Origin of the sequence: Phormidesmis priestleyi BC1401 (assembly GCF_001650195.1) — a bacterium.
Taxonomy (GTDB): Bacteria; Cyanobacteriota; Cyanobacteriia; order Leptolyngbyales; family Leptolyngbyaceae; genus Phormidesmis_A; species Phormidesmis_A priestleyi_B.
The window spans coordinates 1-10,218 of sequence record NZ_LXYR01000094.1; the positions used below are offsets into that span (position 1 = coordinate 1).

Genomic DNA, 10,218 nt, shown 5'->3' on the forward strand with positions numbered 1-10,218 from the left:
TCTCGCTGTGTTGAATGAGCCGAATCCCATCATTGGCTTTGTCAATCGCTTGATGTTGCGGTGATCCTGCTCGATGATGTTATTCAGGTACTTGCTCTGCCGGTATTCTGTCTCTGCTGCCAGCGTTTCATCGCCTTTCAAGGCTTCGACTGCCACCGGATAGGCAGCATTTTTATCGACGGTGATCACGCGGGGTGTTTGAGTATGAGTCGCCTTCAGCACTTTGCGGAAAAACCGGGCTGCTGCTTTACCGTCCCGCTTTGCGCTCAGCATGAAGTCCAACGTGTTGCCCATTGAATCGACAGCGCGGTAAAGATATTTCCACGCTCCTTTCACTTCGATGTAAGTCTCGTCCACTCTCCATGAGTCATTCGTGGGATTCAAGAACGGTCGAATGCGTTTGTCCAGTTCAGGGGCAAATTTCAGCACCCAACGATTGAGGGTGGAATGACCCACCTCAATTCCTCGCTCTGCCATCATTTCTTCCAAATCCCGGTAGCTCAGAGGATAGCGGCAATACCACCGCACATTCAACACGATGATTTCGGGCAAGAAGTGCCGCCATTTGAACAGAGAGTCAGTCGTCATTTAGAGCAAGGCTAGAAAAAATTAAGCTTCCCTACCTTACTATTTTTGCGACACAACCGCTTTTTGAGGGGGGAGATACTCCACACAGTCAAAGCTGTTCTTTCTGAAGCCTGAGTTGATGAGAGGAGCGTGTAGAACTCAGGCGATCCCGCGCGCTAAAACCGCGATCAGGATGACTTGTCTCAACGCCGTCTGGGATTCGGGGCAGTCTGCCAGCCTCCAGAGTTCACGAACCTCGTTTAATGACTCTGGAGTCAGCCATTTTTCTAGTGTTTGTGGGAGTTTAGCCGGGATCGCATCCCTCTGATCTACTTCTTGATCTAGGGGGGATGCGATCTCAATTTTGCGCCGTTCAATAATGGCTAGAATTGCCTCTAGCTCTGGCTTACAGACTTCATAGCGAAGATTGTTCTTATTGCCCCGTCGCTTGGTTTTAATGCCGTGACGAGTCAAAATCTCCCCTACAATCTGCTGGTCTGAGAGGTTAGCGACGTTGCGAAAATGGAAGCCGATTCTAAACTCTGGCTCATGAGCGCGAATGAATGCAGCAATTTGGGCAACCCGTTCAACGTCTAGTGATTCGACTTCCCCGGCTACCATTGCTCGAATCAGCGCCGCTGCCCCGCACTGCTCTAGAAGCCGAGCTCTCACCACCACGGGGTTCCAATCCTGTGGATTCTCAGGATTCTGATTGATCGTTTTGGCAGTGGTTTCCGTTGCCAATGGGGGCGACAAAACCGCCTCTAGTGCTTTGATATGAGAGCGTGTATGACCGTTGCGGTCGAACGCCACATCTAAGACGGCAACCTCCTCCAGTCGATAAAACTCAGCGATGTAGAACTTCTCAAGACTCAAAACCTGATCCGGTGTGAGTGGGTCGCTTTGCTCAGACAGCGTTTTAGCCTCTACTTTGTCGATCGTTTCTGCTGCCACTACCGCTTCATGATGCCGGGTTTTGACAGCGCTGCTGGCACGATTAACGATTGCCCCGATCTCGCTCAACTCAACCTTAGGAATTTGAGGTTTGCAGGTCGAAACCCGCTTACCCTCTTTCTTGAGCAGGGCGATCAAGGTCTCTTTCAGTTGGAACATGCCCCGGTTACGTCGCACCTCCAGCGCTGCCAGCATCCGGAGGTTCTGACTCTGCCAGTCCGTTGCTTCCGCCGTGAATTTGGCTTCTGGAGTCAGAGAGTGAGCCACGAGCCGCACCGCTGCGCTGTTGAGCTGCTTAAACTCTTTTAGGAATGCCGGGATGGATTGGGCTTTGCTTAAGCGGCTGGTGGCACTGCCCTTGTTGGCGACCCAGAAGAACCGGGGAACGTTGCTATCACGAACTCGGTCGGGCGCTTGAGCGATCGAGTGAGCCGAAATGGAGCAGCCCGAATAGAAGCCCCAGACGCTATCAATCAAATCAGTGTGATGCTCGATCGAGAACCCTTGAGTAACCGAGGGAGACGAGATAATGAACCTCACCCCTTGAGCCACAAGCCCCGGCAAGTCACGCCCTTTACTCGCGAGGAAACTGGCTTGAACCTCACCGCCGCTGGTGTCTCCAGTAATCAGCAGGGTTTTATCGCCTCCTAGAAGCTCTGCAAGCATCTCTGCAAAGGCTTTTGCATCAGCATTGATATAAATTATCTTGTTGTCTAAAGCTTGCTTGATACGGTCTTGCAGAAAGGCGATCGCGGCGTTCTTTGAGCCGTCGATAATCGTCGCCTCATAGGTCAGTGCCTTTCTCTCAGACTTCACTAAGTAGGCGCGTTCCCCTCGAATTGATTCGATGAATTGCAAGGCTTCCTCTGACAGGTCTGCGTCTGCAATCAGCACCAATCGCGCCGCTCGGACTCTCTGATAAAACTCACTTAGCAAGAGCGAACGCATCCCGTCTTTATTGGCCAGTTTGGAGCCAAGAATAAATTCGAGAGTGGCTGAAATCTCGTCTAGGACTAGGACATCGGCATTGACAGCAGAGACTTTGAGCAGGGAGGGCACACAGACCGAGCCGCCATTGACAGGCACCCCATCCTTAAGCAGCTTCGAGCCGTGCCGATCTCCATCGTTGACGAAGACTCCGCCCCATCCTGCCGCCTGGTCGCGTCCCAAACTGCTGAGGTGGGTAATCGAGAGCCACTTCATCCATTTGACCAGTTCCCCGATCGCTTTAGACTTGCCTGATCCCTTGCCCCCGTGGAGTGCAACAATTCCCGATTGAGGCAGTTCTGAAGCGACTTCGATGAATTCCCTATCCTGGATATTGAGGTCAGGTTTGCGGCGCACTTCATGGGTTAGCTGACGTGCAATCGACCACTGACTGAATGAAACCGCTTCAGAAAGCGCTGTCTCCCACGCTTCAACCCCTGCATTCACAATCAGGTCATCTACGCCCTTGCAGCGACCATTCTGCCCATCCCATTGAGCAATGGAAACCGTGCAGCCAGCCACTCTGAGTAACCCGCCTAATCGGTCTAATGCAGCACTGACTTGGCTACGAGTTTTGGTGCTTTCATCTTGGTCAAATGCCAGCGTGATGGGACGACCCGAAACGGCGAACGGTTGCAGGTCTGTGATTAGTTCAGGCTTCAGTTTGCGAAGCTTCTCACCCCCGATCCACTCATTGAATAAGCCGCCGCCATCCACCCCATAGAGCGCGATCGCCACATAGCCTTGACTGAGCAGGGATAAGGATTTCTTGCCGCCCTCAGTGATGATGATGGGGATTTCTGGGTGATCCTTCACCCAATCCCAGAACGAGCCAAATTCAGGCACGTTCACCCCGTAGCGCTGGCTAATTTTGCGCCGTATCGAGCGAGGGATCGCAGGTAGAAAAGCCCGTAACCCGCTTCCCACAATGCTTTCGTACTTAACGACTTTTCCCTTGCCGTCAATTCTGGGATTCTGGGGCTTGGCTTGCCAGGGGCTGCTGTTTTCGTTGCTAAGAACCGCTAAAGCCCCGTAGCTGTGAGGTTTGCGGGTTTGCCACTGCCTGGATACGTTTTGCCCTAAAAGCTCGTTGGGTTCCCAGTAACCCGTGTCTTCAATGAAGTCGATCGTTGCCTCGAATAGGGCAGGCGCGATCCCGCTGCCGTCGATAAATTCGCGCTTAATTGCCGATTGCCACCCAGACCCAGAAATTAAATCAATTGATTTAGCGATTTCTGAAATTGATTTGAAAGTCTTTGAATTTGTTGCCCTGCAAGGCTTAGAGGGGAGGACTATACGGGGTGAAGCGATAAATTCGTCAATATTGTTAGTTGCTTGACACAGGTAGACGTTGCACTGCTCGTCAGATGGAATATAGAATGTAAACAAGTATTCAAGATGAGACTCTTAAATAAGCCTCATCCCTCCGATATCTGGTATTAAGCGCTGTAGCCGCTAAACTTCTACGCTTAAATCCAGGTGGGTAATGGAACCCCCAGCAGCCTAAAAACTGTTGGGGGTTTTGATTTTGAAGGGCTGTCCAGACATCATCGCCCTGCCCTCAAGATTTGTTCAGCCGTCAGTTGCAAGTCTGGAAAGGTGGGAGAGAGAACGCGATCACTGCCTCGAAACTCTCTAGACTGATAAGCTCCATCCTTGAGATTCAGCACGATCACCACTGATCGACTCGGATCAATTTGCCAAAACTCAGGAATGCCCCTTGTGGCGTACTCCTTCGGCTTGTGAATGTATTCGCGATCGTAGTTCTTGTCGCCCGGATCGCCTAGTGAGACGACTTCGATAACAAGCGCAGGGTTCGGCATCCCTTGAGTAATCAGATCGCTTTTAACTCCCTCCAATGCAGCGTTGCTTTCTGAAGAATGCACCACGAGATCGGGCTGACGTGCAGAGATATTCTCGCTGCTAGTGACAGCGATTTGAGTTCCGATTGCCAGCAGATCTTCTGAAACGCCCAACCGAACGAACGCCGCAAACAGAAACGATGCAATCTTGCGATTGAGCGGATTCTCTGGGGGCATCTCGACTAACTCCCCATTAACCAATTCGTAACGGGTGTCAGTGCCGTCGTCATAGCCGAGATATTCCTCAATCGTTCTAAATCGTTGTTTTGCTTGGGTCATTCGTTTCCCTCTCCTACCCTGCTACTGCGGGTTCTTTAGGCTTTTTCTCAAACACTTGTATGTTTGGCTCTACCAGCACAAACCCCTTCTCTGTAGGCTGTCCCATCTTCCCAGCGACGGCAGCGACCCACATTGGAAAGTTTGCCTGAGCATCCTCTAGCTTCTTGAACATTTTGGGTTTGAGGGTGACAGAAACAATCTGCCCATCGCAGTCTATGTCAAAGGACTTCCAGCCATTCTCAACAGTGGTAGCAGTTGGCAGTTCGCTGATTTTGATAGTGAGTTCAAGTTTTCCACTGACTGTCATTGGTGGTTGCCCTCCTTGTAGAGTTCGCCCTTCATATCGTCTAATCTCCTTGAGAAGGATGGTTTCCATCTTATAGGGCTACGGATGGCAGCGCGAATAGATTGAGTTTTGAAGGATTAAACATTTTCCTCTTCAAACAGATCTACGGGCTGACAATCAAACAATTCACAAAGCTTTGCGACCCTAGCAAACATCTTTACGCCGTCTCTGCTCTTTTCCCAGTTCCGAACAGTAGATACGTCAACACCCAGCGCCTGTGCGATTTGACGCTGTGTTAGCCCCTTCTCTTCTCGGAGTTTTGCGACCCTAGACACGTAGTTTTTTCCCATGCTTTAATTAATAGCATTAATATAGCACGAATGACTTCATGTGAGTTAGTTGACAGTGTGAAAAAGTTAACGTATACTGGCTATAGAAAAGGACGCTACTCCGACCAAGAAACAGCGCCCTTCTCTTACAAATCCTCACTGCTCAGTTTCTGGCTGTGTCTGGCAGAAGAACTAGCAATGAAAGAGGTGAGATCAGGCTGTTGCAAGCGCTTGCAAACCCTTAGCGTACGATTTTTCCGAATTCTGAAGTGACCCCTAGTTCAGCGATTTGCTCTGACGTAAATTCGATCCGAATCATGCTGATTTCCTCATCCCAGGATAATGAAATGATGATTTATTCATTATCCTGGGATGAGGAAGAATGCTATAAAAGTCCATTCGTTAACCGTGGAGAGTGTAATTCCAAAGAGTTCTGCGATGAATTCTGCTTGAGACACACTGTCCCTTTGACTGACTCCTTTCACCTGCCCCTTGCAAATCATACTCATTGCTTCAATCCCACTCAAGGTTCGTCTCGCTGTGTAGAATGAGCCGAATCCCATCATCGGTTTTGCCAGTCGCTTGATATTTTGATGATCCTGCTCAATCACATTGTTCATGTACTCACTCTGCCGTAATTGGGGTTGAGCCGATATACGGGCAAGTGGGATTCGTTCTGGAGAAACCCAGTTTTTTGGGAGGATTCCAGGCTTCAGTAGAGTAACCCTTCGGGGTAGAGTCCGCACTTGAATCCTCTACTGCCGATTTTAGCCCAGCGACTTCTCGCCAATCTTGAATCGCTGCATTCGTCGTTCTCGGACTCGTGTCGGCTGATGGGAGTTCTCGGCTCTATTGTTGTCCCTGTGCGGTCGATGCTCCACGTTCTTCATCACTTGCTTCTTTGCCGCTTCGTAGCTTTTGAGTTTGTCGGTGACGATCACCCGTGGCACGAAGCCTTGTTTTTTGAGCAGTTTGCGAAAGAACCGTTTGGCTGCCTTCGTGTCTCGATGCTGTTGCAGCAAGACCTCCAGCACATTCCCCCCTGAATCCACGGCTCGCCACAAGTAATATTGCTGCTTTTTGATCGTCACGACCACTTCATCCAAATGCCACTTATCAGCGATGAACGCGCGTTTACGACGAGTTGATTGGCGGACTGCTGCCCGAATTTCTAGCACCATTCTCGAATCGTTTCATACGTCACCTCGATCCCGCGATACAGCATCATCTTCTCGATATCCCGATAGCTCAAGGGAACCGTGTAATAGAGCCAGACACAGTGACTCATAATTTCAGACGGGAATCGATGACGGGAGTACATGAGCCAGGAATCGTGAGCGAAGTGGAACCAGTACGATTATTCTACCGTTGGGTTAAGTTGACAATGCCGTTTGACCTGCTTCGCCAAATCCTGCTCAACTTCGATAGTCGGCAAGCGCAGTATGTCCACATACTAAGTTTTTGTCCTGTACTTAGGGCAAGCCTTTCAAAATCGAGTATTTTTGCTTATCAACTTTTGAATTCCTTGCTAGGCAACAAATTCAAAATTTTCATACGTTTGCCTTGGCAGAGCTTCGCACCTGTCAACAGCTTGTCGTGAGAGCCACCTCGACTTCCCGTTCTCTTATCATTTCTTCAAAGTCCCAGAAAAAGGGGTAGTGACAATGCCATCCCATGTTTTTTGCAGCGAAATCTTCCTATAAGCCTTGCAGCATAAGGCTAGTTGAAACAAACTGTTTTTCTCTATCCTTGTTCACGTGGCACTACCAAAATGCTGTAGTCCAGCGAGACTCAGTCCCTTTCCGAAAAAGTAGTGGAGAACACTAAACTCTAACTCGATATTGCTTATTTTCTATGGCAAGGCTAAACACGGCAGCCCAGTTGCGATCAGGCTGACGAGTAGCTCTGCCAGAAAGGTAATCTGTCCAAGGTTCCGTTCGCTCAGACAGCCGTTCTCTAGCTTATCTGCGTATTGAAATTCACCTGTAGCTTTTCGACGTAATTGCTCAACCACAATGGGTTATCCACCGAACAGTTATGAGTTCTTGGTTAAATAGCCCAATTTTGCTCTAGCTTTGCAACATCAGATGCGAAGCCTGTTTGCCCTCTGCACCTTTGTGAGGGGGCTAGCTCTGTATTTCACATTCTTGCAATCGAGGTTACATCTGAATGATCAAAAGAAGTAGATGGGCAGAGTCAATGCCAGAGCCTTTACATAACTGGCTAAAACAGATCTGGTCGATCGTGGCATCGGTTTTGATGCTTTCCGAAGTTGAGTCTGACCAAGGGCGACCACCGCGTTCTGAAGGCGCGAAAACAAATTGGAGTTCAAAGACAACCGTTTCCCAGACGGGTCTCCGCGTCAGCCGTATGAGACGGGGGCATGAAAGGTTGCGTGATCGCGAGTGGCGGCGCTATGCTTATTTACTGCTGTTTGGCAAGTTTGCCGCCGTGCTACTGCTAGTGTTTGTTGTGATTCCGATCGCATCTCACGTCGTTGGGCTACCTGCGATGGCAGCCGATCCAGACTTAAAGGGAAACGACATTGTAAATCCGGTCAACACAATCTGGACACTGGTTGCGGCATTTCTAGTGTTCGGAATGCAGGTTGGCTTCACCATGCTAGAAGCTGGCTTTTGTCGATCGCGCGAAACGGTCAACGTGTTGATGGAATGTATTGTTGACACTTGTCTGTGTGGTCTTCTCTTTTACGCGATCGGCTTTGCATTTATGTTCAGCCACGGCAATGGACTGTTTGGCACGAACTGGTGGTTTTTGCAAGGTGCTCCGGCAACCTACGAAAGTACGGGTGTTGCCTTTTTAGCCTTCTGGCTGTTTCAGTTTGCTTTTGCAGATACCTGCTCAACGATTACGTCTGGTGCCATGATTGGACGAACCGCATTTGTCGGCGATTTGCTCTACAGCATCGGGGTTTCTGGCTTCATCTATCCGATCGTCGGACATTGGGCTTGGGGTCCCGATGGATTTTTGGCAACGATGGGGAGTGAGGGTCACTTTTTATCGTCAATGGGGCTGGGCTTTCATGATTTCGCGGGTTCAACCGTTGTTCATACGATCGGCGGATTTATTGCTTTGGCAGGGGCGATCGTGTTGGGTCCACGCTTAGGACGAGTGTTTAAACGCGACGGTGGTGGTCCGATGTTGCCGCATGACTTGACGATCGCAGCGTCAGGCGGTCTGCTCCTGTGGTTTGGCTGGTATGGCTTTAACCCTGGCTCTACTTTGTCTGCAATGGACTTTCAAGGCATCGGTCGCGTGGCAGCGAATACAACGCTTGCGGCCTGTGCAGGTGGACTCTCCGCAATGTTTTATGGGTTCCCAAAAACCAAAAAATGGGATATCAGCTTTACCGTAAACGGATTTCTGGCAGGACTCGTCGCGATTACTTGCCCGTGTTACTGGGTGAACCCGACGGGTGCCATTATTCTGGGTGCTATTGCGGGGGTGATCGTCGTGGTGGGTGTTGATTTACTAGAGTGGTGGCGAATTGATGACCCGATCGGAGCTGTGCCCGTTCACGGATTTTGCGGAATCTGGGGCACGTTGTCACTAGGATTATTTGCGACGGGTGAGTTTGGCGCGACGGGTGCCTTTGGTGCAGACAATTCCGCACCGCTGAAAGGATTGTTCTACGGGGGTGGTTTTCAGCTACTAGCGGCGCAGTTTATAGGAAGTGCAATCATCACGCTCTCTACGTTTGCGATCGCAATGGGCTTAATGGCTGCCGTCAGTGCGTTAGGGTTGCTGCGGGTGTCTAAAGAAGGTGAGTTAGAAGGCTTAGATATTCACGAACATGGCATTCCGGCTTACCCAGAGTATGTGCTTCAGGCACCCGGAACGCCTCAGGGGGCAGCATCAGTTGCAGATCCAACGTTAGGATCACAATACACAGACCGGTAAGTTTGCCCGATTGCTTCAAGACTGACTGAGACTAAAACGCCTTACCTCCCTGAATTACTGCTAGTTCAGGGAGTTTTTATAACTGTGTTCAAACCTTTATGGGGTCAAGTCGACATAAGACCAAAAAGGTGCAACATGGGGTCGCCTCAGAAAACGGAAAAAATCGTACGCTAAGAGTTCGTTTCTTATATCCCTCTTTAGTCACTCTAAGCAGATGAAAAGATGGGTTGCCGATTCAACTGATGCACCAGTGGGCAAATGAATTGATTCATCTTGTGCATCAATTGCTCAAAGCCGCTTTGCAGTGAAGGAACAGAAAAGACTTCTAACCAGCGCTTGAGCCAGTTGAAACAAATCAACGGTTGGATGATTAAGCGCAGGTTGTTGGGTTGTGTCGCAAAAATAGTAAGGTAGGGAAGCTTAATTTTTTCTAGCCTTGCTCTAAATGACGACTGACTCTCTGTTCAAATGGCGGCACTTCTTGCCCGAAATCATCGTGTTGAATGTGCGGTGGTATTGCCGCTATCCTCTGAGCTACCGGGATTTGGAAGAAATGATGGCAGAGCGAGGAATTGAGGTGGGTCATTCCACCCTCAATCGTTGGGTGCTGAAATTTGCCCCTGAACTGGACAAACGCATTCGACCGTTCTTGAATCCCACGAATGACTCATGGAGAGTGGACGAGACTTACATCGAAGTGAAAGGAGCGTGGAAATATCTTTACCGCGCTGTCGATTCAATGGGCAACACGTTGGACTTCATGCTGAGCGCAAAGCGGGACGGTAAAGCAGCAGCCCGGTTTTTCCGCAAAGTGCTGAAGGCGACTCATACTCAAACACCCCGCGTGATCACCGTCGATAAAAATGCTGCCTATCCGGTGGCAGTCGAAGCCTTGAAAGGCGATGAAACGCTGGCAGCAGAGACAGAATACCGGCAGAGCAAGTACCTGAATAACATCATCGAGCAGGATCACCGCAACATCAAGCGATTGACAAAGCCAATGATGGGATTCGGCTCATTCAACACAGCGAAA

10 protein-coding genes are annotated in these 10,218 nt (G+C 49.9%); 2 read left to right on the top strand and 8 right to left on the bottom strand.

The genetic code is table 11. The annotated features are described in order from the left end of the window. From A8707_RS24535 to A8707_RS28655, 8 genes are all read right to left on the bottom strand, one after another. Positions 1-588 (bottom strand): IS6 family transposase (locus tag A8707_RS24535; protein WP_068819877.1); only part of this gene is annotated, 588 nt, incomplete at its 3' end. A gap of 138 nt (positions 589-726) precedes the next feature. Then, the gene (locus A8707_RS24540; RefSeq protein ID WP_068819879.1) at positions 727-3,897 is read right to left on the bottom strand and encodes a DUF3854 domain-containing protein; all 3,171 of its coding nucleotides are present in this window, start codon (positions 3,895-3,897) and stop codon (positions 727-729) included. Positions 3,898-4,055: 158 nt separating this feature from the next. Further along, on the bottom strand, positions 4,056-4,649 hold the full coding sequence (locus A8707_RS24545; protein WP_068819881.1) for a Uma2 family endonuclease: 594 nt from the start codon (positions 4,647-4,649) through the stop codon (positions 4,056-4,058). A gap of 13 nt (positions 4,650-4,662) precedes the next feature. Further along, positions 4,663-4,956, bottom strand: a complete 294-nt coding sequence (locus tag A8707_RS24550; protein WP_068819893.1) for a fertility inhibition FinO-like protein — start codon at positions 4,954-4,956, stop codon at positions 4,663-4,665. 116 nt (positions 4,957-5,072) lie between these two features. After that, positions 5,073-5,285: a helix-turn-helix transcriptional regulator gene (locus A8707_RS24555; RefSeq protein ID WP_068819884.1), complete on the bottom strand. Its 213-nt coding sequence runs from the start codon at positions 5,283-5,285 to the stop codon at positions 5,073-5,075. A 341-nt stretch (positions 5,286-5,626) separates the two neighbouring features. Beyond that, positions 5,627-5,884: a DDE-type integrase/transposase/recombinase gene (locus A8707_RS24560; RefSeq protein ID WP_068819885.1), complete on the bottom strand. Its 258-nt coding sequence runs from the start codon at positions 5,882-5,884 to the stop codon at positions 5,627-5,629. A 147-nt stretch (positions 5,885-6,031) separates the two neighbouring features. Then, on the bottom strand, positions 6,032-6,445 hold the full coding sequence (locus A8707_RS24565) for an IS6 family transposase (protein ID WP_068819887.1): 414 nt from the start codon (positions 6,443-6,445) through the stop codon (positions 6,032-6,034). A gap of 671 nt (positions 6,446-7,116) precedes the next feature. Beyond that, positions 7,117-7,278, bottom strand: a complete 162-nt coding sequence (locus tag A8707_RS28655) for a hypothetical protein (RefSeq protein ID WP_156518861.1) — start codon at positions 7,276-7,278, stop codon at positions 7,117-7,119. A gap of 185 nt (positions 7,279-7,463) precedes the next feature. On the opposite strand from A8707_RS28655, the gene A8707_RS24575 reads away from it, so the two are divergent. Both A8707_RS24575 and A8707_RS24580 read left to right on the top strand, forming a co-directional pair. Then, a complete protein-coding gene (locus A8707_RS24575) occupies positions 7,464-9,185 on the top strand; it encodes an ammonium transporter (RefSeq protein ID WP_197485043.1) in 1,722 nt (573 codons plus the stop codon). Positions 9,186-9,630: 445 nt separating this feature from the next. Further along, positions 9,631-10,218, top strand: a 588-nt coding sequence (locus tag A8707_RS24580) for an IS6 family transposase (protein WP_068819891.1), incomplete at its 3' end; no start/stop codon positions are given.

Excerpts from the sequence above, each read along its gene's own strand:
- A8707_RS24560 (WP_068819885.1), bottom strand. The coding sequence starts at position 5,884 with ATGAACAATGTGATTGAGCAGGATCATCAAAATATCAAGCGACTGGCA.
- A8707_RS24550 (WP_068819893.1), bottom strand. The coding sequence starts at position 4,956 with ATGACAGTCAGTGGAAAACTTGAACTCACTATCAAAATCAGCGAACTG.
- A8707_RS24575 (WP_197485043.1), top strand. The coding sequence starts at position 7,464 with ATGCCAGAGCCTTTACATAACTGGCTAAAACAGATCTGGTCGATCGTG.
- A8707_RS24565 (WP_068819887.1), bottom strand. The coding sequence starts at position 6,445 with ATGGTGCTAGAAATTCGGGCAGCAGTCCGCCAATCAACTCGTCGTAAA.
- A8707_RS24555 (WP_068819884.1), bottom strand. The coding sequence starts at position 5,285 with ATGGGAAAAAACTACGTGTCTAGGGTCGCAAAACTCCGAGAAGAGAAG.
- A8707_RS24545 (WP_068819881.1), bottom strand. The coding sequence starts at position 4,649 with ATGACCCAAGCAAAACAACGATTTAGAACGATTGAGGAATATCTCGGC.